The following is a 24,796-nucleotide window of genomic DNA, read 5'->3' as shown; positions in this document are numbered from 1 at the left end:
GACCTCAATGGAGAAACCCGGCAGGCTGCGGAGCCTGTCGGGTCTGGATTACGTGAGCAAGCTCACAATCAGGGCGATTATTGCGCCTTTTTTGCTTTTTCTGCCTTCCAGGCTTTGAATTCCGCCCATTCGGCACGGCGTTCTTCCTGTTTTTTCTTGATTTCGTCGAACTGCTTCTGTTGATCAGGTTTGAGCAGGGCACGAATGTCGCTGTCGGTCTTGGCCTTTTTGGCTGCCAGTTCGTCTTGCAGGGCTTTCTGGTCGGCCGGGGACAGCTTGGCCAGGTAGCGTTCGGTGATTTCATGGCGACTGTGCATCTGCTCGCCCAGCAACTTGCCGATCTGTTGGCGCTGTTCGCGATCCAGGTCCAGTTCACCGAAAGGGCCCGGGCCGCGTTTCATGTCCGGGCCTGGACCCCGGTGATCACGATCCTGATGCATGCCAGGAGCATCGAAATCAGGGCCGCCGGGTTGTGGAGCAGCCATGGCAACGGTAGGCAGGGCTGCTGCGAGCATCAAAGCGATCAGGGTCTTGCGCATGGTGAATCTCCTTGTCTCTAGTCCGGCTCTGTGCCGTTGGAGCCCAGTTTAGGGAGATCAAGGTCAAGGGCGGTCAGCCTTGGGTAAAGCTTGTGTAAAGCGCGTCAGGCCCCGTCTTTACAGGCGTCGGGGCCTGTCGTTTCACAGGCTGTAGAAGTAGCCGCGGCTGCGCAGGGCCACGATTCGTGGCCGGCCATCGGGGTGCGGGCCGATCTTCTTGCGCAGGTTGCTGACGTGCATGTCCAGGCTGCGGTCGTAGAGGGTCAGTTTGCGTCCCAGGGCCAGTTGAGCGAGCTCCTGCTTGTCCAGCGGCTCGCCGGGCTGACGCAGCAGCGCTTCAAGCAGGCGGCTTTCCGAAAGGGTCAGGGTCAGTTCTTTTTCATCGATACTGACCACGCCGCGCACCGGGCTGAAACACAGGTCACCCAGTTCAAGCTGGCTGGGCGTGGCAACCGGGTGACTGCGGCGCAGCACGGCCCGTAGCCTGGCCGTCAGCTCGCGTGGGTCGCAGGGTTTGGCCAGATAGTCGTCGGCACCCAGCTCAAGGCCAAGGATGCGATCCAGCGGTTCGCCGCGGGCCGACAGCATCACGACGGGGAGTTCGGGGTGATCGGTGCGCAATTGCTTGAGCAACTCGAGGCCGCTGCCGTCGGGCAGCATCACATCCAGGACGACGGCTGCCGGGGCTGTTTCAGCCAGTGCGCGACGTGCGCTGTTGCCATCGTGACAGGCCCGCACCTGAAAGCCTTCCTGATTCAGCCAACTGCTCAGAAGCTCACAGAGCTCCTGATCATCATCAATTAATAACAGCTCGCTCATGACTCACTCAATTTAGCCATTGCTGACGTTTCTTACGTCTACCGCCGACCAATATACCGCACAGAAGGGAGGTCATCGCAACGCTACCCCCTGCGATGAACCATTGTTGTTGCTCTGTCAGCATTCGTGAAGAGGTGGCGGATTGTGCTTCTTTGAGTTGTAACTTGAGTCTTTGGTTCTCTTGCCGCAAACGCGTCAGTTGCGCGTTCTCGCGATCGGTCTCGGCATTCTGCGCCTGCCTGAGAGCTTCTTCCCGCAGACGCTCGCTTTCCTTGAGGCGTTGCTGAAGCTCGGTAATCTGACTGGACTGGCCGGGTAAGTGCACTGCCGGCGGGGTGCTGGAGGGACTGGTTTCCTCAGCCTGAACCTCAACCGTTGCCGCGAGTACCACCATCAACAGACACAAAGCACCTGGACGCATCTGAACTCCCTGATAATGCAGTCTTTTATTCGGACATTGAGTAGGTTGTCGGCAGGGCGTCAGGAATGATGAGCAGGTGAAGGTGTAGGAGCGGATTCATCCGCGAAGAGGCCGGTACATCTCTACCGTCTGGAATACCATTTTCGCGACCAGGGTCGCTCCTACATACCGCTTGTGCAAGAAGGGTTACGGCAGGACTTGCTTGAACGGCTTGACCACGACATTGGCATAAACGCCAGCAGCCACGAACGGATCGGCCTTGGCCCAGGTTTCGGCGGCGGTCAGGGAGTCGAACTCGGCGACGATCAGGCTGCCGCTGAAGCCGGCAGAACCCGGGTCATTGCTGTCCACGGCAGGGTGCGGGCCAGCCAGGACCAGACGACCTGCATCCTTGAGGGCGTTGAGTCGTTCCAGGTGAGCAGGACGTACGCTCAGGCGTTTTTCCAGCGAGTCGGCAACGTCTGTGGCGATGATGGCGTAGAGCATGTCAGTCCTCGGTTTTGGTGGTGGAAGAAGGTGCCGCGTCACTCAGGTGACGGCTCAGGTAGATGCCCTGGGCGACCAGGAAGATCAGTGTCATGCCCAGGCTGCCGAAGACCTTGAAGTCGACCCAGAAGTCTTGATAAGTGAAGGCGACATACAGGTTGGCCGCACCACAGAACAGGAAGAACAGGACCCAGGCCACGTTGAGCCGGGTCCAGACGGCTGCAGGCAGGTTCAGGGCATGGCCCATGACGCGCTGGATCAGTGGTTTTTCACCGATGAAATGGCTGCCGGCGAAAGCCAGGGCAAACAGCCAGTTGACCACCGGCGCTTTCCACTTGAGGAAGGTTTCGCTGTGAAAGGCCAGGGTCAGGCTGCCGAAGACCAGACAGGCAATCAGGGTCAGCCACTGGCTCTTTTCCAGTTTGCGCTGCTTGACGTACAGAATGCCGTACACCACCACAGAACTGAGAATCAGCATGGCCGTCGCACTGAAAATACCGCCCAGCATGTAGCTGTGGCCCAGGATGTCGACGGCTTGGGGTTCGGTTTTGTAGACGGCGAAAAACAGGAGCAGCGGGATGAAGTCGATGAGTTGTTTCACAATAGCAGCCAGAAGCAGGATGTGACGGCATAATAACAAACATCAAAGACAGCGAAAGCACCCTGACATGAATGTTGATCTGCACTGCCACAGCACCGCTTCGGACGGCTCTCTTGCGCCGGCCGCCGTGGTTGCCCGTGCCTATGAAAACGGCGTGCGCGTCCTTTCACTGACCGACCATGACACGGTCGAAGGCCTCGAAGAGGCCCGTGCGGCCGCGCATTCGCTGGGGATGCAACTGGTCAACGGGGTTGAATTGTCCTGCACCTGGGGTGGGGCGACCATTCACATTCTGGGCTACGGATTCGATGTAAAGGCCCAGGCGCTGGTCGATGCGATCAACCGTTTGCATGAAGGCCGCTGGCTGCGGGCCGAAGAAATCAGCCGTAAATTGGCGATCAAAGGTATGCCAGGGGCGCTGGAGGGTGCCCGGGCGATCCAGCAGGAACTGGGCGACAGCGGCAATGCGCCGGCCCGGCCTCATTTTGCCGATTTCCTGGTGCGTGCCGGTTTCGTCAAGGATCGCGCCGAAGCGTTTCGCAAATGGCTGGGGGCGGGCAAGCTGGGGGATGTGAAACAGCATTGGCCGACCCTGGAAGAAACCGTCGCGACCTTGCGGGCTTCAGGTGCCTGGGTCAGCCTGGCGCATCCATCGCATTATGACTTCACACGCAGTAAACGGCGTAGACTGGTCGCCGATTTCATCCAGGCCGGTGGTCATGCCATCGAAGTGGTCAACGGGATGCAACCTGCCGAACAGGTGGGGACCCTGGCCATACTGGCTCGCGAGTTCGGTCTGCTGGTCACTGCCGGCAGCGATTTTCACGGGCCTGGGGCCTGGTCCGAGATCGGCATCTATCGTCCGTTACCTGAGGATTTGCCGCCCCTGTGGTGCAGATTCAAACATGAACAGCCTACTGCCTCCGTCTGAACAGGAAGTTACCGTGAGTCAATTTTTCCAGGTCCACCCGGAGAACCCGCAACCGCGCCTGATCAAACAGGCGGCGGAAATCATCAAAGCCGGCGGGCTGGTGGTGTACCCAACCGATTCGTCCTATGCGCTGGGTTGCCAGATCGGTGACAAGAGTGCCATCGAGCGCATTCGTCGCTTGCGCCAGCTGGACGACAAGCACAATTTCACCCTGATGTGCTGTGACCTGTCACAGCTGGGCCTGTTCGCCAAGGTCGATACCGGCGCCTTTCGTGCGCTCAAGACCCATACGCCCGGGCCTTACACCTTCATCCTCAATGCCACCCGCGAAGTGTCACGCCTGATCCTGCACCCCAAGCGCCGCACCATCGGCCTGCGGGTGCCCAGCCATCCGATTGCCCAGGCCTTGCTGGAGCAACTGGGCGAGCCGTTGATGAGTGTCAGCCTGATCATGCCGGGCGACAGCGTTCCCTTGAGCGATCCTTACGAGATGCGCCAGATCCTGGAGCATCAGGTGGATCTGATTATCGACGGCGGAATGGGCGGAATTTCGGCGTCTACCGTCATCAACCTGGCCGATGGCGAGCCGCAGGTCATCCGTGTGGGCTGCGGTGATCCGACGCCCTTTGACGAAGACGCCTGATGACGAACGTGGAAGCGGTAGACAGTCAGGCCGATGCCCAGCAGGAGTTGCCGTTTGCCCTGGTCTATGGGCAGGCGGTCACGCAAATGCCGCTGGACCTTTACATTCCGCCGGATGCCCTGGAGGTTTTCCTCGAGGCATTCGAGGGCCCGCTCGACCTTCTGCTCTACCTGATCCGCAAACAGAACATCGACATCCTCGATATTCCGGTGGCAGAAATCACTCGCCAGTACATGGGTTATGTCGAGCTGATGAAAACCGTGCGCCTTGAGCTGGCCGCCGAGTACCTGGTGATGGCCGCGATGCTGGCCGAAATCAAGTCGCGCATGCTGCTGCCGCGCTCGGCCGAAGTCGAAGAGGACGAAGAGGACCCGCGTGCCGAACTGATTCGCCGTCTTCAGGAGTACGAGCGCTTCAAGGCGGCGGCCGAAGGTATCGATGAATTGCCACGGGTCGGGCGCGATGTGATTGTGCCCAGGCTCGATGCACCCGAAGCGCGGGCCCGCAAGCTGTTGCCGGACGTCAGCCTGGAAGAGGTATTGATGTCCATGGCCGAAGTGCTGCGTCGGGGCGACATGTTCGAGAGCCATCAGATCAGTCGTGAAACACTGTCGACCCGTGAGCGCATGAGCGATGTGCTGGAACGGCTCAAAGGCGGTGGTTTTGTGCCTTTTGCCGAATTGTTCAGCGCAGAAGAAGGACGTCTGGGTGTGGTCGTGACCTTTATGGCTGTATTGGAACTGGTCAAGGAGTCCCTGGTCGAGCTGGTCCAAAACGAGCCCTTTGCGGCCATCCATGTCCGGGCGCGAGCCGAGTAGAGCAAGAACTCAATCATGAACCTCAATGAACCCCGCGAACTGGCCCCGTTGCTTGAAGCGTTTCTGCTGGCCTCCGGAAAACCGCAGACGCTTGAACGTCTCTATGAACTGTTCGAGGAGGCCGAGCGTCCCGAGCCCAAGGTTTTCAAGAAAGCGCTGGATATCCTGCGCAAGTCCTGTGAAGGCCGTGCCTTTGAACTCAAGGAAGTGGCTTCGGGTTATCGCCTGCAGATTCGCGAGCGCTTCTCGCCATGGGTCGGGCGCCTATGGGAAGAGCGCCCTCAGCGTTATTCCCGGGCCATGCTGGAAACCCTGGCATTGATTGCCTATCGTCAGCCGATCACCCGTGGCGAGATCGAGGACGTGCGTGGCGTGGCGGTCAACAGTCATATCGTCAAGACATTGCTGGAGCGCGAGTGGATACGGATCGTGGGGTATCGTGATGTGCCCGGCAAACCCGCCATGTTCGCGACCACCAAAGGTTTTCTCGATCACTTCAACCTCAAGAGCCTCGACGAATTGCCGCCGCTGGCCGACTTGCGCGAGATGGAAGCAGAGCCGGTGCTTGAGTTCGACGACGCCCCCGTCCCGGCACACTTGCAGGCCCTGGCCGATGCCAGCCTTGAGGACGATGCAGAAGAACCCGAGGCGCCACGGGACGAAACCAGCTTCCGCAGCCTGTTGGTCGAACTCGACTCCATGGAGCAGGGTCTGAAGATCGACTTCGATGATTTGCTGGTCGATGAGCCGGACAAAGAGCCTGAGGACGACGTCTAATTGCCTTTCGCGAATGATTTCGCTCCTACTGAGTGGGAGCGAATTCATTCGCGAACTGCCCCCAGGCGCTAATACACAAAACGGTGAGAGCCACGCCCGATGAGCAGCACCAGGAACCCTTGCATCAGCCTCTGCAAGTTTGACGACGACATCTGCCTGGGCTGTGGCCGCAGCAAGCGGGAAATCAAGGCCTGGAAAAAGCTCGACAAGGATGACAAGCGTGCCGTGCTGGCCGAGTCGGCCATGCGTCTGGCGAAGCTGAAGACCACTGGTCGCAAAAAGAAGAAGTGAACGGCAGATTTTCAACCGGCTCTGGATGCACAACGGGCTTCATGAGCGTATGATTCGCGACCCTTTGGCGATTCAGCGTCGCCCAGGTTCAAAGTATTTCGCCCTGCGGCTATCCACAGTACGCATGGCAACAGGTCTTGCCGGTCCTCGGCAATCCCTGATTCGACACACCGGGAGGTGCCCAGATGAGTGAAAAAGATACGCAGGACAGCCAGGAAATCAGACCCGCAGGTGAAAAGCTGCAGAAGGTCCTGGCACGCATTGGCGTCGGTTCGCGCCGTGATGTCGAGGCCTGGATCAGCCAGGGCCGGATCAAGGTCAACGGCCTGGATGCGACCCTCGGCCAGCGCGTCGATATGCACGATGCCATTACTGTTGATGGCCGTGTCATCAAGCGCGAAGAGGCGGCCGAAACGGTACGCCGCGTCATCATGTACAACAAGCCGGATGGCGAAATCTGCACCCGTGACGACCCTGAAGGCCGTCCAACGGTGTTCGACCGTCTGCCGCGTCCGAAAGAAGGCCGCTGGATCAATATCGGTCGTCTGGACATCAACACCACCGGTCTTCTGATGTTCACCACCGACGGTGAACTGGCCAACCGTCTGATGCACCCGTCTTTCGAGATGGACCGCGAGTATGCGGTTCGTGTCCGTGGCGAGGTCGATGACGACATGCTGCTGCGCCTCAAGAACGGCGTGATCCTCGAAGACGGGCCAGCCCGCTTCACCGACATTCAGCAGGCACCGGGTGGCGAAGGCTTCAACCACTGGTATCACTGCGTGGTGATGGAAGGTCGTAACCGTGAAGTCCGTCGTCTCTGGGAATCCCAGGGTCTGGTGGTCAGCCGCCTCAAGCGCGTTCGTTACGGGCCGGTTTTCCTCAATTCCGACTTGCCGATGGGGCGCTGGCGCGAAATGAGTCAGCAGGAGGTCGACATCCTGGCAGCCGAAGTCGGCCTGACACCTGTGGCCCAGCCGCAGATGAACGCCAAGACCAAGGACAAGCTGGAGCGTCTGCAGCGTCAGTCGTCCCGACCACTGGGCAAGAACGAGCGTGTACGGACACTGCGTCCGGCCGTTGGCGCCCCGGCGACCAGCGAGCGCACGCCGCGTCAGCCGCAGGTTCCGGGTGAGCGCTCGCGGGGTGACTCCACTCAGCGTCCATCGCCACGCAAGGACTCGGGCAAGCCCGGTTCGCGTTCGCCACGTCCAGCCGATAATGGCCGTGGTACGCCTGTTGCCGAGCGTCCGAGCGAGGTGAGCAAGCGTCCGGCCAAGCCTTCGCCAAAGCGTGCAGGCATCAAGCTGGTGGATGACGACGCTCCGTCGGGCAAGCGTCGTGGGCCGCCAGCCGGTTCAGGCCAGCGTCCTGGCTTCGGACGTCGCAAGCCGCAGTAAAGGCGGCCAATAAAAAACGCCAGTTTCGACTGGCGTTTTTTATGGAGAGCGGTAGGAAATTATTTCCCGCTCTTTGAGCGAATGATTCTCGTTATGTTGTTTGTCGGGTAAATCGACGAAAAATCAGTCTCTTGCGACGACTGTCGGCTTTTTTCTTCCTTGTCTTTCCGGTGTAAACTGGCCGCTCGCGCTTACGTGCCTTCAGGTCCCGCTAAAAAATGACGCAGATTTCCGAACGCTTTCTGGTACAGGCTCACCTTGATGCCAAACAGCCCAAAGCGTTGAGTATCGAAGAACAAGCCCATTACCGTGCCGCGATTGCTGCCGAGCTCAAGGCCAGGGATGCGGTATTGGTTGCCCACTATTATTGTGATCCGGTCATTCAGGCGTTGGCCGAGGAGACCGGTGGTTGCGTGGCCGACTCTCTGGAAATGGCCCGTTTCAGCAACAATCATTCGGCCAGTACCGTGCTGGTGGCAGGCGTCCGCTTCATGGGCGAGACGGCCAAGATCCTCAACCCGGAAAAGCGCGTGTTCATGCCCACGCTCGAGGCCACCTGCTCGCTGGATGTCGGTTGCCCGGTCGACGAGTTTTCCGCTTTCTGCGATCAGCACCCGGATCGCACCGTGGTGGTCTATGCCAACACCTCGGCGGCGGTCAAGGCGCGTGCCGACTGGGTCGTGACTTCCGGCTGTGCGCTGGAAATCGTCGAAAGCCTGATGGATAACGGCGAAAAGATCATCTGGGCACCCGACAAGCATCTGGGGCGTTATATCCAGCGTGAAACCGGTGCCGACATGCTGCTATGGGACGGTGCCTGCATCGTTCACGAAGAGTTCAAGTCCAAGCAACTGGAGGACATGAAGGCGCTGTACCCGGATGCAGCCGTTCTGGTCCACCCCGAGTCGCCCGAGTCGGTGATCGAGCTGGCGGATGCGGTGGGGTCCACCAGCCAGATGATTGCAGCGGCGCAGAGAATGCCGAACAAGACCTTCATCGTGGCCACCGATCGCGGCATTTTCTACAAGATGCAGCAGCTGTGCCCGGACAAGGTCTTCATTGAAGCCCCGACGGCCGGTAATGGCGCGGCGTGCCGCAGTTGCGCGCATTGCCCATGGATGGCGATGAACACCCTTGAGCGTACCTTGCAGTGCCTGCAAGAGGGGACTAACGAGATTTTCGTCGAACCTGCGCTGATTCCCCATGCCGTGCGTCCTTTGCAACGCATGCTGGACTTCACCCAGGCTGCTCGTCTTAAACAGGCCGGTAATGCCTGACAGGTGTTTCTGAAACGAAAATCCCGGCCAGAGCGCCGGGATTTTCGTTTTGGGGGGAGGGGGTCAGTTCATCATGTCCTTGACCATCCGTTCCTGATCGATCAGGTCCTTCTGGCGGGCATCGATCCGGGAGGCCAGCTGGAAGTTGTTGCTGGCGCGGCGTTTGGCGAATTCCAGTTGCTGGATGGCCTGACGGAAGTCACCGACCAGTGCAAAGTATTCGGCACGGGCCTGATGCAGCCCGATGGTATTGCCGTTCAGGCCCCGGGTTTCTGCCACGACGTACCAGATGTCCGGATCGTCGGAGCGGGTCTTCAGCAAGGCTTCCAGTGCCTTTTCAGCTTCGGCGGTGCGGTTCTGCTTGAGCAGCACATCGATGCGGATATCGTTCAGAGGGTAGTTGCCCGGATACAGCGTGAGCATGCGATCAACCCGTTGCTGGGCTTCCGCCAGACGGTTGTTGGCAATGTCCAGATCGATCTGCGTCATGTTGTAGGTGATGTCATTGGGCGCCTTGGCCAGCAATGGCTTGAGTTCTTCGCGCGCCTCATTGAGCTGTCCGCCCTTGATCTGCGCGATGGTCAGCCCATAGCGTGCAACATCGGAGTTCGGGTTTTCCACCAGTTGGGCGCGGAAGCGCTTGGCGGCCATGCCGGGGGTTTCTTCATAGAACAGTGCGACACGGGCACGCATCAGTTGATAGAGCTGGCTGTCTTCCTTGCCGCCCGGCCTGGCCTGTTCGGCACGGTTGCGGGTGTCGGCGATCCGTGACTCGCTGACCGGGTGGGTCAGCAGGAACTCCGGTGGCTTGGCATCGAATCGATACTGACGCATGAGGCGCTCGAACATGGTCGGCATGTTGCGCGGGTCATAGCCTGCCTTTTCCAGGTTCAGGATGCCGATGCGGTCTGCTTCCTGTTCGTTCTGACGCGAGAAGCGCCGTTGTTCCTGGATCGCGGCGGCCTGTGAGCCGGCAATGGCCGCAATACCGGCGTCACCGGCACCGGCAGCGGCCATGACGATACCGGCCAGCATGGCGGCCATCACGGGCACCTGCATGCGTTGCTGGGCCTCGACGCCACGAGCGAAGTGGCGTTGTGACAGGTGAGCGAGTTCGTGAGCCAGCACCGAGGCGTATTCGCCTTCAGTCTGGGCATTGAGGAAAAGCCCGCCGTTGACACCGATGATCCCGCCGGGCGCTGCGAAGGCGTTCAGCTGAGGGCTGTTGATGAGAATGAATTCGAGACGCCGGTCCTGAACCTGGCTTGTTTCAGCAAGGCGATAGACTGACGTTTCGACGAAATCCTTGAGCTGAGGGTCAGACAGCTGGCCGACCTGGGCGCGCAGCAGGCCCAGCCATGCCCGGCCCAGTTGATGTTCCTGTTCGGGGGATACGATGGAAGAGCTGGCGTCGCCCAGGGATGGAAGATCATCGGCCATGGCCGGCATGGCAAGCAGGCAGGCGAGCGTGAGCAATGTAGGACGCAAAAAATTCATGCACTAGGCTCTGAGCTGGAGAACCCTTACTGTAGCTGGCTCAATAGTGTGCTGACCAGAGTGAGGTATTCTTGCTGCCCTGTCTGAAATGTCCGAACACATTTTTTCGAGTCCTTTTCAATTCAATGTGTCCGCCTGGAGAGAAACGATGTCTGACGCTGTAATGCAACCCGAGGCCTGTGATGCCGAGCTCGATGCGAGTGGTCTCAATTGCCCGTTGCCGTTGCTCAAGGCCAAGATGGAGCTCAATCGTCTGCCCAGTGGTGCGGTATTGAAGGTGATCGCGACCGATGCGGGATCGCAGCGTGATTTCCGGACTTTTGCCAGGCTGGCGGGGCATGTGTTGTTGCATGAAGAAGTCTGCGCGGGCGTCTACCGCTACTGGTTGCGCAAGGCGTAAGTGTTGCCCGCTCTCTCTCCGAAAAAGGATGTTTGATGTTCAAGGTGCTTCGCAATTGGGTACAACTCTACTTCTCCGATGAGGAGGCTGTTGTACTGGCCGTGTTGCTGTTTCTGGCGTTCACCATCGTTCTGACCCTGGGGGGAATGCTGGCGCCTGTGCTTGCCGGTCTGGTCCTGGCTTTTCTGATGCAGGGCGTGGTCAACTTTCTTGAGCGCCTGCGCATGCCCGAAGTAGGGGCGGTCGGCCTGGTGTTCACCCTGTTCATGGGCGTGTTACTGGTCTTTCTGCTGGTTCTGGTGCCGTTGCTCTGGCATCAGTTGATTACCCTGTTCAATGAGCTGCCCGGCATGCTCGCCAAATGGCAGTCGCTCCTGCTGTTGCTGCCGGAGCGTTACCCGCACCTGGTTTCGGACGAGCAAGTGCTGCAAGCCATTGAAGTCGCTCGCGGCGAGATCGGAAAATTCGGCCAGCTGGCCCTGACGTTTTCCCTGTCCAGCCTTCCTCTGCTGGTCAACCTGATGATCTATCTGGTTCTGGTGCCCATCCTGGTGTTCTTTTTCCTCAAGGACCGGCAGATGATCGGGCGCTGGGTACGTGGCTATCTGCCGCGTGAGCGAGCCTTGCTGACACGGGTGGCCGAGGAGATGAACCGCCAGATCGCCAATTACATTCGTGGCAAGGTCATTGAAATATTCATCTGTGGTGGTGTGACCTACGTTGCCTTTGCTGCGCTGGGTCTCAACTATGCGGCACTGCTGGCGATGCTGGTGGGTATTTCGGTGGTGGTGCCTTATGTCGGAGCGGTGGTGGTCACCGTGCCGGTGGCGCTGATCGGCCTGTTTCAGTGGGGATGGGGCGATCAGTTCATTTACCTGATGGTGCTGCACGGCATCATTCAGGCGCTGGACGGTAATGTGCTGGTGCCGCTGCTGTTTTCTGAAGCCGTCAACCTGCATCCGGTCGCAATCATCTGCGCCGTGCTGCTGTTTGGAGGCTTGTGGGGGTTCTGGGGTATCTTCTTCGCCATTCCGCTGGCGACGCTGTTCAAGGCTGTTCTGGATGCCTGGCCGCGTCATGCGCCCAGTGTCGCCCCGATGTTGTAGCCTTTGCTGCGGTGCATTGCGCGCCGCAGCACGGCATTCAGGCAATCAGGCCTTGTTCAGGGCCTGAGCCTGGGCCAGCACTTCGTCCACGTGGCCGGGGACCTTGACGCCACGCCATTCCTTGCGCAGTACGCCGTCCTTGTCGATCAGGAAGGTGCTGCGGTCAACGCCCAGGTATTCCTTGCCATAGAGCTTCTTGAGTTTGATGACATCGAAGAGTTGGCACAGAGCCTCGTCCTTGTCCGAGATCAGCTCGAACGTGAAGGCCTGCTTGGCCTTGAAGTTCTCGTGGGTCTTCAGGCTGTCGCGCGATACACCGAAGACCACGGTATTGGCGGCCTGGAACTGCTCAAGGCTGTCACGAAAGCCCTGGCCTTCAGTGGTGCAGCCCGGCGTGTTGTCCTTGGGGTAGAAATAAATGACGACCTGTTGCCCCTTGAGCCCTGAAAGGCTGACTTCTTGTCCGCCTGTGGCGGGTGCCTGAAAGTCGGGAACGGCTTGATCTACTGCAACTGCCATGGGAACTCCTTACATGGGGGCTTGCGGACGCCAGGGTTCGATCAGTGCATCGAGATTCAGGGCGTCGGCGAAATCCAGGAACTGGTCGCGCAGCCAGCTGATCTGTGTGCCGGCCGGCAGTGTGACCGTGAAGGTCGCATTGAGCATGGTGCCGCCGGTCTGCGGTGCCTGATAGGTGTCGCAGATCAGGTTTTCCAGCTCGACGTTGTGGTCGATGAAGAACTGGCACAGCTCGTTGATGATGTCCGGGCGATACGCCGAGCTGACATAGGCCACATAAGGCAGGGCCTCCGGGCGGCTGTCGAGCGTGGAGCTGCGTACGAGGCTGATGGTGAAGTCGTGCTTCTTCGACAGCCCCGGCAGGCTGGTCTCCAGACGTGCCAGGGCATCCCAGCTGCCGGAAACCTGAAGAACCAGTGCGCTGTATTCGCCGTGACGGGTCAGGCGCGAGCTGATAACCGAGCAGCGGCTTTCGTGGCTGGCACGGCACAGGACGTTGGTCAGCTCCATAGGGTTTGTGCCAAGGGCACTGAGGACAAGGAATTGTTCGCGAACTGTGGGGGTGGACGACATGCAGCATTCCTAAGCGATGAGCGGTCGGTACTTTTTGGGTCCTGCCGGGCTGTTTCGACGATCGAGAGCGCGGACTGCCAGCCTGGACCCTGTTGTGATACGCCTGCATGAGTTTCCCGTGGCAGGGCTGCAAGGCTTGTAAACAAGGGGGTTGGCGATAAAAAACGATCGATTGAGCGAGGTGCGCAGGTGACCAGTACGGATCAAAGGACGAAGGGTAGCGAAAACCATCGCTCAGGGGAATGCTCGCAGTGCGGTACTTCGCTTGTACAAGGCTGATAGCGCCAGTACCATTACGGCTCTCTTTTTCCGGCAGGAGCGGTTGCATGATTGCGGGCAGTATGGTGGCACTGGTCACACCCATGGATGCACAGGGGCGTCTGGACTGGGACAGCCTGAGCAAACTGGTGGACTTCCACCTGCAAGAGGGCACCAACGCCATTGTTGCCGTCGGCACGACAGGTGAGTCGGCGACACTCGACGTGAACGAGCACATCGAGGTCATTCGTCGTGTGGTTGCCCAGGTGGCAGGGCGTATCCCTGTGATTGCAGGTACTGGCGCCAATTCCACGCGCGAAGCCGTCGAGCTGACGACCAACGCCAAGACGGCGGGTGCCGATGCATGCCTGCTGGTAACGCCTTACTACAACAAGCCTACGCAGGAAGGCCTGTTCCAGCATTTCAGCCATATCGCCAAGGCCGTCGACATTCCACAGATTCTCTATAACGTGCCGGGCCGTACCGCCTGCGACATGTTGCCCGAGACTGTCGTGCGCCTGTCGAAGGTGAACAACATCATCGGTATCAAGGAAGCCACCGGCAACCTGCAACGCGCCAAGGACATCCTGGCAGGCGTCAGCAGTGATTTCCTCGTGTACTCCGGCGATGACGCCACGGCTGTCGAGCTGATGCTGCTGGGCGGCAAGGGCAACATTTCCGTGACGGCCAACATTGCACCGCGCGCCATGAGCGAGCTGTGTGCCGCCGCGATGCGCGGTGATGTCGAGACGGCGCGGGCCATCCACGAGAAGCTCATGCCGGTCAACAACACCCTGTTCATCGAATCCAACCCTATTCCCGTGAAATGGGCGCTGCATGAAATGGGTCTGATGCCGGACGGTATCCGTCTGCCGCTCACCTGGCTCAGCGAAGCCTGTCACGAACCGCTGCGTCAGGCCATGCGCCAGTCCGGCGTCCTGGTTTAATTGAGGAAGCACTACGCAATGAAGCGACTGGCCGGACTTTCCGCACTAGCCTTGATTATCTCCAGCACCAGTGGGTGCGGTTGGCTATGGGGGCAAGATGGTTACTTCCGCGATCGCGGCAGTGACTATCTTGAAGCCACCCAGACAGCACCGATGCAGGTGCCTGCCGACATCTCCAGCGCCAAGCGTCTGGACCCGCTGCTGCCTATTCCACGTAACGTGGCCGACAGCACTGTAAAGGGTGAATACAAGGTGCCTCGCCCTCTGCCGCTGTCGACCGTGGCCGAAGCGAGCGATTTCAGCCTGCAGAAAAGCGGCGATGCCCGCTGGATTCTGGCTCAGCGTCCTCCTGCCGAAGTCTGGCCGGTGGCGCATCAGTATTTTGAGGACAATGGCTTCCGCATCGCCGAAGATCGTCCGCAGACCGGTGAGTTCAGCTCGACCTGGCAGCGTCTGGACGAGCTCTCGGCTTCCGTCGCCAAGCGCCTGACCGCCAGTGGCGTGTCGGCCGATTCCGAGACCCGTGTCCGGGTCCGTATCGAACCGGGCGTTCAGCGCAACACCAGTGAAGTCTATGTGGTCAGCGTCGAGCGTCCAGCCGGCAGCACTGCCGACGTTGGCTTCCCGGCACGCACCACCAACCTCGGGCTTGATTCCGCGTTGACCGACGATCTGCTGGCCAGCATGAGCCGCAGTGCCGAGAAGGGCGGTTCGGTTTCGTTGCTGGCGGCCCGCGACTACGACACCCCTAGCCGTGTCGCGCTGAGCGAAGACGGCAACGGTAACCCGGTCCTGACCGTGGGTGCTGATCTGGATCGTGCATGGTCGAGCGTCGGCCGTGCACTGGATCAGGGTGAATGGCGTGTGGAAGATATCAACCGCAGCCTTGGCCTGTACTACATCAACCTTGCAGAGAAGGCGAAAACGCCTCAGAACGAGCCGGGTTTCTTCGGCCGTCTGTTTGGCAGCAAATCCAGCAAGGAAGAAATCGAAGCCCGTGCCGAGCGTTATCAGGTCCGCCTGAGCAAGGTGGGTGACAGCGTGCAGGTTACTGTCGAGAAGAACATCAATACCGTTGCGCCAGCCGATGTCGCTCGCAGGGTCTTGGGTATCATTCAAGACAACCTGGGTTAAGTGCGTTTCGCAGTACTGGGCAGTGGTAGCCGTGGCAACGGCACATTGGTCGAAAGCAACGGGACGTACGTGCTGGTCGATTGCGGTTTCTCCCTGCGGGAAACCGAGCGACGCCTGACACGACTGGGAGTCAGTGCCAGGCAGTTGAGTGCCATTCTGGTGACCCACGAACATGCCGATCATGTGCATGGCGTGGGTTTGCTGTCTCGGCACTACAATCTTCCGGTTTACCTCAGTGGTGGCACCTTGCGCGGGATGCGCAAGCCGGTTGAAGCCGCCGGGGTTTTGATGGGTGGGCAAAGGTTGCAAGTGGGAAATCTGGGCATCGATGTGGTGTCCGTCAACCATGATGCGCTTGAGCCTACCCAGTTTGTCTTCAATGACGGACAACGCCGTTTTGGCCTGCTAACGGACCTTGGGTCCTGCTGCCCGAACGTGCTGCAACACTATCGGGGCCTGGATGCCTTGATGATTGAAGCCAACCATTGTCGCGACATGCTTGCCCGAGGCCCTTATCCGGCCTTTCTCAAGCGGCGCGTGGGAGGCGCAACAGGACATTTGAACAATCATCAGGCCGCAAGCCTGGTGAGTGAACTGGGATGGCAGGGTTTACAGCACCTGGTGCTGGCCCATCTCAGCAGCAAGAACAACCTGCCGTCTCTGGCCCGGCAATGTTTTGTCGAAACGCTCGGGTGTGACCCGGACTGGCTGGAACTGGCCGATCAAGATTCAGGGCTCGACTGGCGACATATCGCCTGGCCCAACTACTTAGCAAGCGGAGCCCATCATGGAAAAACGTGAAGAACTCTACCGCGGCAAAGCCAAGTCGGTTTACAAGACCGACGACGCTGACCGCTTGATCCTGCTGTTTCGCAACGACACCTCGGCGTTCGACGGCAAGCGCATCGAACAACTTGACCGTAAAGGCATGGTGAACAACAAGTTCAACGCCTTCATCATGCAGAAGCTGGAAGAAGCGGGCATTCCGACCCAGTTCGACAAGCTGCTGGGCGACAACGAGTGCCTGGTCAAGAAGCTGGACATGATCCCGGTCGAATGCGTCGTGCGTAACTACGCTGCCGGCAGCCTGGTCAAGCGCCTGGGTGTCGAGGAAGGTCAAAAGCTCGATCCGTACACCTTCGAGCTGTTCCTCAAGGACGACGCCAAGGGCGACCCGTTCATCAACGAATCCCACGTGGTGGCATTCGGTTGGGGCACGGCCGAGCAACTGGTACGCATGAAAGAACTGTCTCTGAAGGTCAATGAAGTCCTCAGCAAACTGTTCGACGACGCCGGCCTGCTGCTGGTCGACTTCAAGCTCGAGTTCGGCGTATTCCACGGCCAGATCGTTCTGGGCGACGAATTCAGCCCCGACGGCTGCCGCCTGTGGGACAAGGGCACCCGCAAGAAGATGGACAAGGACCGCTTCCGTCAGGGTCTGGGCGACGTCATCGAAGCCTACGAAGAAGTCGCAAACCGCCTGGGCGTACCGCTTTAAGGCAAAAAGTTACGCAAGCGCTTGATAGCACGAAAAAAATTAGCGCAAAGGGCTTCGCCTTGCGCGCCGATGCTGTTATCATGCGCGCCGTTGGAGAGATGCCAGAGTGGCCGAATGGGACGGATTCGAAATCCGTTGTACCTTCGCGGGTACCTAGGGTTCGAATCCCTATCTCTCCGCCATACATTGAAAGCCCCGTAGATTAACGTCTACGGGGTTTTTTGTTGGTGCCGCTCTCAGCGAAGTGGAAGAGCAGAGCGGTTCGCAATCCCCAAAAAATCCTGACCGTCCGTTCAGCCTCCTGTTTCGTTTTGCGTCGATGTGTTGTATAGCTGGGCCTCATCGTTTTGTGATGCAAGGAGCTAACAGATGTCGGACGTAAACCAGGCGCAACAATCGCAACCGTCTCCAAGCCAGAGTCATGATGACGTCATTGCCCAGTTCAAGTGGCAGGGCAAGCAGATTGACTGGCTGCTTCAGTGGCTCGTCAAGTTCGTTGCAAACACCAAGGTTGAGCTGGGGATTACCCTGTCGGTCGGCGGGAATCTGGTTTCCGGTCATCTGATTTCTCACGATGCCTATTTCGAGCAGCTTGCCGAAGACATTTCGGCACCGTTCGGTCAGTTCCATAACGGCACTGACGCTTCCATGAAGGAAATGATCCTGTCGTTCAGGCCGGGTGAGTCCAATGAAGACACTCCGGCGTTTCACTTCATCCATCTGAAAGACTGCAGAACATACTCGACGGATGAAAGCCCCATCTGCGAGGCGGGTGTGCTGTGGCGTGGCAGGATTTCTGCTGTCGACGGGTTCACCATCGGGATCATTGCCAGGAAGTAAAATCCTGAAATGCTCGATAGCCTTGGCTCGCCGGGGTTATCGAGCCAGTCTGCTTTGAAATGTCTCCCCGAAATACGCCGGCAACGAGGTCATTCGTGATCTGGGTGGGTTGCAAGGCTACGAATCATAAGGGAGTAACCTGCTTTCATTGGTAAATATGGTCATCCCTCCTCAAGCAAGATAATCTTGCGATCGCTCTTTGATGGCCGGTTAGCGGCCCTTCAGTATGATCAAATCTCTTTCTGCGCTATGTGTTGAACCCTGGTTTATGGATGGAATGAAATGACTGATCGCTCGAAAATCGTAGTGACCGGTGCTGACGGATTTGTCGGTGGCGCACTGGTCAGGTATCTGCGCGAGCGGGGAGTGGGAGAGGTGGTTCGCTGTGTCAGACCCGGCAAGTCCGGTCCGGGCGATCTCGCATATGACTTGTCTGGACATGGGGTTGTGCCTGGGTTGCACGATGTAGATGCGATTGTTCATTCTGCGGCCCGTGTGCATGTCATGCAGGTCGAGAGTGATCCGCTGCCAGCTTTCCGTGCGGCCAATGTCGAGGGCACGATGCGTTTGGCGGAAGCGGCTGCGGAGGCGGGTGTCCGGCGATTCGTGTTTTTAAGCTCCATTGCAGTCAATGGCAATGCTACGCCTGTCGATCAGCCTTTCACGGCTGCTGATAGTCCGGCCCCTCACGATCCCTACGGCGTATCCAAGTTTGAGGCGGAGCAGGCGTTGCAGGCTTTATCCGAACGCTCGACGATGGAAGTGGTTATCGTGCGCCCTACGCTTGTCTATGGGCCGGGTGCTGCTGGCAATGTACAGCAAATGCTCAAATGGTTGCGTCTGGGGGTTCCGTTGCCGCTGGCTGGTATCGACAATCGACGTTCCTTTGTCAGCCTGCATAATCTTGTGGATTTGCTTGCCCTCTGTATTACGCATCCGGCTGCAGCTGGCCAGTTATTTCTGGCCAGTGATGCCGAGGCTGTTTCCACGCCGATGTTGCTTGCGGCGCTGGCGAATGGGTTGGGTCGTGGCCCTCGTCTGTTCTGGATGCCTGAAGCCGTTTTGCGGATGCTTGCGGCTGCGGTGGGCAGGCGTGGCTGGGTTGATCGCCTTTACGGTTCCCTGACGGTGGATATCAGCAAGAATACCCGCTTGCTTGGCTGGTCTCCTCCGCAATCCTTTGAAGTGGGCATCAAGGCTACTGTTCAGTCGCCCGTTGCGAGCTCCGGTGCGTGAGCCGGTTTTTAACGCCGCATGACCGAGCGCAGCCATTTTACGTACAAAACCTAGTCTTTTTGATGGTGCTTTTTGTGTAAGGCGAAAGGTTCTTTCTTGTCTTGCTATTCGGGATCGTTTTACGGGGGATACGAATGTTGGGGTGTAATGCTTTTTCGGGGCTTAATATGAAAATTCGCATTTTTTTGTAGGAAAAATGAGTTTTTTATGTGGGATTTGTATTGATTTTTTAACATGTGAATCAAGGCTACTTATGTGCGTTTATTATTCTTCAGGATTTCAGGGCGGGGTGATGAGGGCATTTTTTTGAGCTGTGTCGAGAGCAGTGGTGAGGTGGGGTTATCAAGCGATATCGCTCTCGTTGTGTGGTCGGAGTGGGGGCGCTAGTGGCTGCTTTCTGGTCCAGGCATGCGTTGGGGGCGGAAATGGTTGCGTGGGATTGCTTTCAGGTCCGGTAGTGATGGGGAAATGGATCGAGTCACTGACGCGAGCGAATTCTGAAGAGGCTCGTGACGAACGGTAGAAAACTATTCTGGTTGCAGTCGGCAGCTTGTGTGCACGGTCCGGCAGTGTGTTGGCGGAGCTGTTCCGGATTCGGTTTGATGGCAGGGCGGTAGAATGGGGGTTTTCAAGGGGGTTGCTCCTCTAAGTAGCACACCGATGATCTGCTGTTTCCTTGAACAGATCAGTATTGCGGGCCTTACTTTACAAAATGATGGCTGATTTATAAAAAAATAATAGGTGAATTTCCCTGTCGGTTCCGACAATATATGCGGCTACGTTTCTGGAAACGGCTACAGATACTGGTCGCAACGAACGGCTTGGAATGGATGCTTTAGCCTTAGATGCCACGGTGTATTCGCCTCGATGAATCAGAATTTGTTAACGGCTGATGTTGATTTGCCATTATCTACATTGCTGAATGCTACGCATCCTGTGCTCGCTCCGCGAGCAACTAAATTACCACCTCGCTTGAGGGGTGGTGCCTGTGTGTCTCGAAAATTCTATTTAGCTGCCAGGGTAGCGGACTTCAGTGCCGAGCCTCCTTCGATCATTTTTTGGTGATCGTTGGCGTTTTAATTGTGGCGAGTGGACAGGATTTGCCTGTCTGAAAATATTTGAGTAAGGAGTGTCAAATGAATAGTCGTGAACGCAAGATGCTTGAACTCCTCAAGCGCGGTAAAGAGGAATATGGCTATCTCGCCGTCAAGGCCGAGTTTGAAGCTGAAGGGACTCGTGTTGACGAACTGCTGCGCCTGATCGAACTCGCCCGTCGTGCTGACTTGGGTATCGCCCTGAAAATCGGTGGCTGTGAGGCTATTCGTGATTTGCTGGAAAGCAAGCAGATTGGTGTTGAATACATCATCGCGCCAATGATCGAATCCGCGTATGCCGTGAAGAAGTTCATTGAGGCAAAGAACAAGGTCTATACCCGCGAAGAGCAGGAAGACACCAAGTTCCTCTTCAACCTTGAAACCATCACCGGTTTCAACAATCTGGACGGTTTGATCGACGCGGCCAGCGTGCCGGATGGCCTGGACGGTGTAGTGTTCGGTCGTGTCGACTTCTCGCTGTCGAACGGTTACAGCCGTGATGATATCAACCATCCCAAGGTTACCGAGTATGCCTTGAAAACAGGTACTGCGGCCAAGGCCGCCGGGCTTGAACTGGTTGTTGGCGGTGGTGTATCCAGTGATGCTATCGAAGAGCTGAAAAAGCTCGAAGCCAACTATCTGGCTCGTTTCGAGACTCGCAAGGTCGTCTATGCGGCTGATTCGGTACGTACTCGTGATATCGAAAAGGGCCTGCTCAATGCTGTGCATTTCGAGCTCCTGTGGCTGGAAAACAAGCGGGAGTACTACGGGTTGATCGAGAAAGAGGATGACAAACGCATTGCCATGCTCGATGCCCGCTGGAAACTTTTGGGCGGTCAATAAAACGTGGGCGCTGCTACGGCTACACGGCCGCGCATAGCGATTTTTGGCGCCTCCGGCACCATCGGTTCCGGGTTGGTGGATTGGTTCGCTGCCCGCGACTGGAACGTTTCGGCCATTGTTCGGCAAGTCGCTGCGGGGGGGGGGGCACGTGAGCAAGTGGCCACCATCGTGTGGAATCCCCTTGCCAACGAACCCGTGCCAGCCTCGCTCAGCCAGCTCGATGCGGTGGTCTGGGCTCAGGGCGATAACTGCACTGACAACATTACCGACCTGGATTACGAGCGCCACATGCGCATGTACGAAGCCAATGTCGGCCATGTTCTGGTTTCGCTGAACGCCTTGCTGAAAGCTGATGCGTTGGCAGGCAGCGGAGCGGGGCTTTGCGTCATCAGCTCGATCTGGCAGAACATCGCACGACAGAACAAGCTTTCCTACTGCGTCACCAAAGCGGCCCTACAGGGACTTGTTCGTTCGGTGTCTCTTGATCTGGCAGATGAAGGTCATGTCATCAATGCCGTGCTGCCTGGTGCGCTCGATACACCCATGACGCGTGCCAATCTCAGCGCCGATCAGATATCTCGACTGGAAGCTGCAACGCCGGGCGCCCGACTGGCAGGCGTTGCCGATGTGGCGGCAGCGGTAGAGTTCTGCTGCTCGCCTGCGCATCGCTCCATCACTGGCCAATTTCTGACTGTCGACAAGGGGTTCACTCATGCGCGCATCGTTTGATATCAACAGTTCGACAGGTGTGTATCGAGTTTCGCTGGGTGAAGGACTGGTTCAGGAAGTCGTGTCTACCCAGGCCCATCGGATTTTTCTGGTGGATAGTCGTCTGACCGCTCAGGTGGCGTTTGTCTCTGACCCGATCATCGCGGTGGATGCCACCGAAGATAACAAGTCTCTGGAGCGGATCGCCCCCGTCATCGAGGCGCTCAAGCGCCATGGTGCAACGCGTGAAACCGAGATTGTCGCGGTAGGCGGCGGTATCATTCAGGATATTGCGACTTTCGTCGCTTCAATCTATATGCGCGGCCTGCGCTGGCATTACTGCCCGACCACATTGCTGGGAATGGTTGATTCCTGTATCGGCGGCAAGTCATCTATTAACGTCGGTGCCTTGAAGAATCTGGTCGGTAACTTCCATCCACCGGCCAGTATTCTGATTGACCTTGCGTTCGTGCACAGCCTGAGTGCCGAGCAGCAAACCAGCGGCCTGATGGAGTCGGTCAAGATCTGTTATGCACGCGGAGCGGAAGCATTCGCTGCTTACCTCGATTTGCAGCCCGTTGCACCACTCAAGTCAGAAACCGCTTTTGCAATCATCGAACAGAGTCTGACCACTAAAAAGTGGTTTATCGAAATCGACGAGTTTGACCAGGCTGAGCGTTTGCTGCTGAATTTCGGTCACACCTTTGGTCACGCAGTGGAGTCCGCTACTCGTTTTGCAATTCCTCACGGGATTGCGGTGGGCGTGGGCATTCTGATGGCCTATAGGTATGCCCAGGTGGCGGAAATTCTGACCCCTGAGGGTGAAGCCCGTGCCGGGCGCCTTGTCGCTCATGTGCAATCCCTGCTGCAGCCGATGCGCCATACCTTGGCTCCTCTGGTGGGGATCAGTGCCGATGAGTTGCTCAAGCATTTCGGGAGCGACAAGAAACATTCCCAGAGCCATTACCGGGTCATCGTCCCGGTGGGTAACGGCGATTTGCAGCGATTGTCGGTCGAGCGTACGGCTGCTGTTCAACGGCTTATTGGCGACGCCTTTGCCCAAGGGGCAGAGCTCGCTGTCAACGGCGGTGTATGATGGACGGCTTTCAGCAAGTCGATTTCGTTGTCATTGGCGCTACTGGCTGGTTGGGGCAGGCCACGCTTGAATACCTGTTCCGTCAGCTTGCTCCGACAGATTGGCCGCGAGTACACGCCTTTGCTTCTACTGCGCGATCACTGACCTTGCGCGATGGAACGGTTGTGCAGGTCCAGGCCTTGTCTTCGCTGGCAACGATGCGTACGCAGCGCCCTGCACTGGTGTTTCATTACGCATTCCAGACCAAGGACCGTGTGGGCTCCAGCAGCCTTGAGGATTACATTCTCCTCAATCGCAGCATTCGTGAGGCATTGGCGCAGTTTGTCGATACCAACCCTATTGCAGGCTTGTTTGTGCCCTCCAGTGGCGCAGCTTACGCGGGGATGGATGAGGCCAATCAAAGCGATGGCGCGATCTATGGACGCTGTAAACTGGATGACGAGCGTGCATTTGAGGCAATGGGGCTGCAATACCGTTTCCCGGTTGTGAGTCCGCGGGTGTTCAATGTCAGCGGGCCCTACATCAATAAGCACAATCTTTATGCGCTGGCTTCAATCATTGCTGCCTGCCTGCGAAATGAGCCAATCAGCGTACGTGCTACTCATCAAGTGATTCGCTCGTACTATAGCGTCACTGACCTGATTGAGTTGTGCTGTCGCCTGATGCTTGCGGGACGGAGCAAGGGGGCAGCGTTTCATGCGTTCGATACCGTTGGTACTGAGGTGGTCGAGGTGGGAGAACTGGCGCTGAGGTGTCAGGCCTTGCTTGCTCCGCACCTGCCTATCGAGCGTCCTTCCCTTTGCGATGCGCCGGCAGACCGATACGTGGGTGATGCCACTGTGATTCGTGAGTTTGAACGTACTTTCCAGATAGCTCCTATCGAGCTGGATCAGCAGATCAAGATGACTGCCGATTATATGAGCGCTTTGCCGCAGGTAGCATGTCATGACTGAAACCCGATCGCTTTTCATTCCCGTGCGGCGTAATCCTTATTACATCGTTACTGCGCGCTATGTTCGGACTTCAGCGGGCATCAAGGCTCTGCATTTTCTCTGCCATGCGCTCAATCGTATGGGAGAGCAGGCTTTTCTGATCATGAACCCTTATTTTCCGCCGTCCCTGTCCACGCATCCGACATTGAATACGCCGCTGTTGAACAAGCGCATCATGGATTATCACCGTGCAGAAGGCCTGACGCCGATCACCATCTACCCCGAGAGCATCAAGGGTGATCCCATGCAGGCACCCTTCATTGTTCGGTATATCCTGAACTATGCCGGTCTGCTTGGGGGGGATGAGCAGTTTCCTGATACGGAATATTGCATCTCCTACAGCGAAGCCATTGCCGCAACGGTTCCAGAGTCAAAGCAGACTATCTTTATTCCTGCCTCTGATCCGAACTTTTTCGTTCCGCCTGCCTTGGGTACCAAGCGGCAAGGGGCGTGCTTTTATGCCGGTAAGTACAAGAACTATCACGGCGGAAAGACCTTTGCGGTGACGGATGGGCTAGTCGAAATTGTTCGGGATCGCGAAGGTGAGCAGACGCCGGAGCAGATTCGTGATCTGTTCCAGCAGTGTGAACGCTTCTATTGTTATGAAAATTCGGCGTTGGCCATTGAAGCCATGCTGTGCGGCTGCCCGGTCGTGTTCTTGCCGAACGAATACTTTACCGATCTCATCGGCAAGGCCGAACATGAGGAGAAAGGTTATGCATGGGGTGAAGACGCTGCTGCTTTCAAACATGCCCAAGACACTGTAGGCCAGGCACGCGAACATTACTTGAGCTTGTATGGTCGCGCAGAGCGAGGGTTAGCTGATTTTGTGGCTGCAACTCAGGTCTTGGCGCAGGCGACTCCCTATGACACCCCGATGAGTGACGCGTATGTAGAAAAGATCACTCGGTCGGCGAATTATGCCGGCCTCATCAAGATGGTTGCTCTGATGGTTCGTGATCGCGGTCTGTTTCATACTATTCGTTTGATCCTGGCGCGTTTGAAAACGGGCCGAATCCCGCTCGGTGACGCATAAACAACATTTTGGATAA

Annotated in this window: 27 protein-coding genes, 1 tRNA gene and 1 pseudogene; 21 read left to right on the top strand and 8 right to left on the bottom strand. The window is 57.7% G+C overall.

Annotated features, from left to right (window positions below):
- Window positions 1–77: 77 nt before the first annotated feature.
- The 5 genes from ACIPY9_RS23785 to ACIPY9_RS23765 form a co-directional block, all read right to left on the bottom strand.
- Window positions 78–539, bottom strand: a complete 462-nt coding sequence (locus ACIPY9_RS23785; RefSeq protein ID WP_400707470.1) for an LTXXQ domain-containing protein — start codon at window positions 537–539, stop codon at window positions 78–80.
- 141 nt (window positions 540–680) lie between these two features.
- Window positions 681–1,358, bottom strand: coding sequence for a response regulator transcription factor (locus ACIPY9_RS23780; protein ID WP_400707467.1), 678 nt, complete (start codon window positions 1,356–1,358; stop codon window positions 681–683).
- Between the two features lie 7 nt (window positions 1,359–1,365).
- Complete coding sequence (locus ACIPY9_RS23775) at window positions 1,366–1,779, bottom strand: translation initiation factor 2 (RefSeq protein ID WP_400707464.1); 414 nt, start codon at window positions 1,777–1,779, stop codon at window positions 1,366–1,368.
- Between the two features lie 186 nt (window positions 1,780–1,965).
- A complete protein-coding gene (locus ACIPY9_RS23770; RefSeq protein WP_400707461.1) occupies window positions 1,966–2,265 on the bottom strand; it encodes a YciI family protein in 300 nt (99 codons plus the stop codon).
- 1 nt (window position 2,266) lies between these two features.
- Window positions 2,267–2,866, bottom strand: a complete 600-nt coding sequence (locus ACIPY9_RS23765) for a septation protein A (RefSeq protein ID WP_400707458.1) — start codon at window positions 2,864–2,866, stop codon at window positions 2,267–2,269.
- Between the two features lie 67 nt (window positions 2,867–2,933).
- Here ACIPY9_RS23765 and ACIPY9_RS23760 point away from each other — a divergent pair, with 67 nt between their 5' ends.
- The 7 genes and pseudogenes from ACIPY9_RS23760 (at window position 2,934) to nadA (ending at window position 9,003) form a co-directional block, all read left to right on the top strand.
- Window positions 2,934–3,797, top strand: coding sequence for a PHP domain-containing protein (locus ACIPY9_RS23760; protein WP_400707455.1), 864 nt, complete (start codon window positions 2,934–2,936; stop codon window positions 3,795–3,797).
- Between the two features lie 13 nt (window positions 3,798–3,810).
- Complete coding sequence (locus tag ACIPY9_RS23755; protein WP_400707452.1) at window positions 3,811–4,440, top strand: L-threonylcarbamoyladenylate synthase; 630 nt, start codon at window positions 3,811–3,813, stop codon at window positions 4,438–4,440.
- A gap of 119 nt (window positions 4,441–4,559) precedes the next feature.
- On the top strand, window positions 4,560–5,258 hold the full coding sequence (locus ACIPY9_RS23750; RefSeq protein ID WP_400707500.1) for a segregation and condensation protein A: 699 nt from the start codon (window positions 4,560–4,562) through the stop codon (window positions 5,256–5,258).
- 15 nt (window positions 5,259–5,273) lie between these two features.
- Window positions 5,274–6,029, top strand: a pseudogene (gene scpB, locus ACIPY9_RS23745) (SMC-Scp complex subunit ScpB); the annotation flags it as partial.
- A gap of 105 nt (window positions 6,030–6,134) precedes the next feature.
- Window positions 6,135–6,326: a DUF1289 domain-containing protein gene (locus ACIPY9_RS23740; RefSeq protein ID WP_400707449.1), complete on the top strand. Its 192-nt coding sequence runs from the start codon at window positions 6,135–6,137 to the stop codon at window positions 6,324–6,326.
- 185 nt (window positions 6,327–6,511) lie between these two features.
- Window positions 6,512–7,726 (top strand): 23S rRNA pseudouridine(2605) synthase RluB, encoded by a 1,215-nt coding sequence (gene rluB / locus ACIPY9_RS23735; RefSeq protein ID WP_400707446.1) that lies wholly within the window; start codon window positions 6,512–6,514, stop codon window positions 7,724–7,726.
- 218 nt (window positions 7,727–7,944) lie between these two features.
- A complete protein-coding gene (nadA, locus tag ACIPY9_RS23730) occupies window positions 7,945–9,003 on the top strand; it encodes a quinolinate synthase NadA (RefSeq protein WP_400707443.1) in 1,059 nt (352 codons plus the stop codon).
- 63 nt (window positions 9,004–9,066) lie between these two features.
- Here the strand turns inward: nadA and ACIPY9_RS23725 are convergent, their stop codons facing one another.
- Window positions 9,067–10,500, bottom strand: a complete 1,434-nt coding sequence (locus tag ACIPY9_RS23725) for a M48 family metalloprotease (protein ID WP_400707440.1) — start codon at window positions 10,498–10,500, stop codon at window positions 9,067–9,069.
- 148 nt (window positions 10,501–10,648) lie between these two features.
- On the opposite strand from ACIPY9_RS23725, the gene ACIPY9_RS23720 reads away from it, so the two are divergent.
- Together ACIPY9_RS23720 and ACIPY9_RS23715 are read left to right on the top strand one after the other, a co-directional pair.
- Window positions 10,649–10,900 (top strand): sulfurtransferase TusA family protein, encoded by a 252-nt coding sequence (locus tag ACIPY9_RS23720; protein WP_400707437.1) that lies wholly within the window; start codon window positions 10,649–10,651, stop codon window positions 10,898–10,900.
- Between the two features lie 35 nt (window positions 10,901–10,935).
- Window positions 10,936–12,006: an AI-2E family transporter gene (locus tag ACIPY9_RS23715; protein ID WP_400707434.1), complete on the top strand. Its 1,071-nt coding sequence runs from the start codon at window positions 10,936–10,938 to the stop codon at window positions 12,004–12,006.
- A gap of 45 nt (window positions 12,007–12,051) precedes the next feature.
- Here the strand turns inward: ACIPY9_RS23715 and ACIPY9_RS23710 are convergent, their stop codons facing one another.
- Complete coding sequence (locus ACIPY9_RS23710; RefSeq protein ID WP_400707431.1) at window positions 12,052–12,525, bottom strand: peroxiredoxin; 474 nt, start codon at window positions 12,523–12,525, stop codon at window positions 12,052–12,054.
- Between the two features lie 9 nt (window positions 12,526–12,534).
- Window positions 12,535–13,098, bottom strand: coding sequence for a glycine cleavage system protein R (locus tag ACIPY9_RS23705; protein ID WP_400707428.1), 564 nt, complete (start codon window positions 13,096–13,098; stop codon window positions 12,535–12,537).
- Window positions 13,099–13,424: 326 nt separating this feature from the next.
- On the opposite strand from ACIPY9_RS23705, the gene dapA reads away from it, so the two are divergent.
- The 12 genes from dapA (at window position 13,425) to ACIPY9_RS23645 (ending at window position 24,780) form a co-directional block, all read left to right on the top strand.
- Complete coding sequence (gene dapA / locus ACIPY9_RS23700) at window positions 13,425–14,303, top strand: 4-hydroxy-tetrahydrodipicolinate synthase (protein WP_400707425.1); 879 nt, start codon at window positions 13,425–13,427, stop codon at window positions 14,301–14,303.
- Window positions 14,304–14,321: 18 nt separating this feature from the next.
- Window positions 14,322–15,437, top strand: coding sequence for an outer membrane protein assembly factor BamC (bamC, locus tag ACIPY9_RS23695; RefSeq protein WP_400707422.1), 1,116 nt, complete (start codon window positions 14,322–14,324; stop codon window positions 15,435–15,437).
- Window positions 15,438–16,238 carry an MBL fold metallo-hydrolase gene (locus tag ACIPY9_RS23690; RefSeq protein ID WP_400707419.1) on the top strand — a complete coding sequence of 267 codons (801 nt, stop codon included), beginning with the start codon at window positions 15,438–15,440 and terminating at the stop codon, window positions 16,236–16,238.
- On the top strand, window positions 16,225–16,935 hold the full coding sequence (gene purC / locus ACIPY9_RS23685; protein ID WP_400707416.1) for a phosphoribosylaminoimidazolesuccinocarboxamide synthase: 711 nt from the start codon (window positions 16,225–16,227) through the stop codon (window positions 16,933–16,935). The genes ACIPY9_RS23690 and purC overlap by 14 nt, the downstream gene beginning before the upstream one ends.
- 92 nt (window positions 16,936–17,027) lie before the next feature.
- A tRNA-Ser gene (locus ACIPY9_RS23680) sits at window positions 17,028–17,117 on the top strand.
- Window positions 17,118–17,304: 187 nt separating this feature from the next.
- Window positions 17,305–17,775: a gas vesicle accessory protein GvpU gene (gvpU, locus tag ACIPY9_RS23675; protein ID WP_400707413.1), complete on the top strand. Its 471-nt coding sequence runs from the start codon at window positions 17,305–17,307 to the stop codon at window positions 17,773–17,775.
- A gap of 282 nt (window positions 17,776–18,057) precedes the next feature.
- Window positions 18,058–19,011 (top strand): NAD-dependent epimerase/dehydratase family protein, encoded by a 954-nt coding sequence (locus tag ACIPY9_RS23670; RefSeq protein WP_400707410.1) that lies wholly within the window; start codon window positions 18,058–18,060, stop codon window positions 19,009–19,011.
- A gap of 1,136 nt (window positions 19,012–20,147) precedes the next feature.
- Window positions 20,148–20,948, top strand: a complete 801-nt coding sequence (locus tag ACIPY9_RS23665) for an aldolase/citrate lyase family protein (protein ID WP_400707407.1) — start codon at window positions 20,148–20,150, stop codon at window positions 20,946–20,948.
- Between the two features lie 3 nt (window positions 20,949–20,951).
- Window positions 20,952–21,677 carry an SDR family oxidoreductase gene (locus tag ACIPY9_RS23660; RefSeq protein ID WP_400707404.1) on the top strand — a complete coding sequence of 242 codons (726 nt, stop codon included), beginning with the start codon at window positions 20,952–20,954 and terminating at the stop codon, window positions 21,675–21,677.
- Complete coding sequence (locus tag ACIPY9_RS23655; RefSeq protein ID WP_400707401.1) at window positions 21,661–22,752, top strand: 3-dehydroquinate synthase family protein; 1,092 nt, start codon at window positions 21,661–21,663, stop codon at window positions 22,750–22,752. The genes ACIPY9_RS23660 and ACIPY9_RS23655 overlap by 17 nt, the downstream gene beginning before the upstream one ends.
- Entirely contained in the window at window positions 22,752–23,705 is a 954-nt protein-coding gene (locus tag ACIPY9_RS23650; RefSeq protein WP_400707398.1) for an NAD-dependent epimerase/dehydratase family protein, read from the top strand. The genes ACIPY9_RS23655 and ACIPY9_RS23650 overlap by 1 nt, the downstream gene beginning before the upstream one ends.
- The gene (locus ACIPY9_RS23645; protein ID WP_400707396.1) at window positions 23,698–24,780 is read left to right on the top strand and encodes a hypothetical protein; all 1,083 of its coding nucleotides are present in this window, start codon (window positions 23,698–23,700) and stop codon (window positions 24,778–24,780) included. The genes ACIPY9_RS23650 and ACIPY9_RS23645 overlap by 8 nt, the downstream gene beginning before the upstream one ends.
- The last annotated feature ends 16 nt before the right edge of the window (window positions 24,781–24,796 follow it).

It is taken from the genome of Pseudomonas sp. NPDC089734 (genome assembly GCF_044748865.1).
In the GTDB taxonomy this organism is placed as follows: Bacteria; Pseudomonadota; Gammaproteobacteria; order Pseudomonadales; family Pseudomonadaceae; genus Aquipseudomonas.
This window is presented reverse-complemented; position numbering and strand designations above follow the sequence as displayed.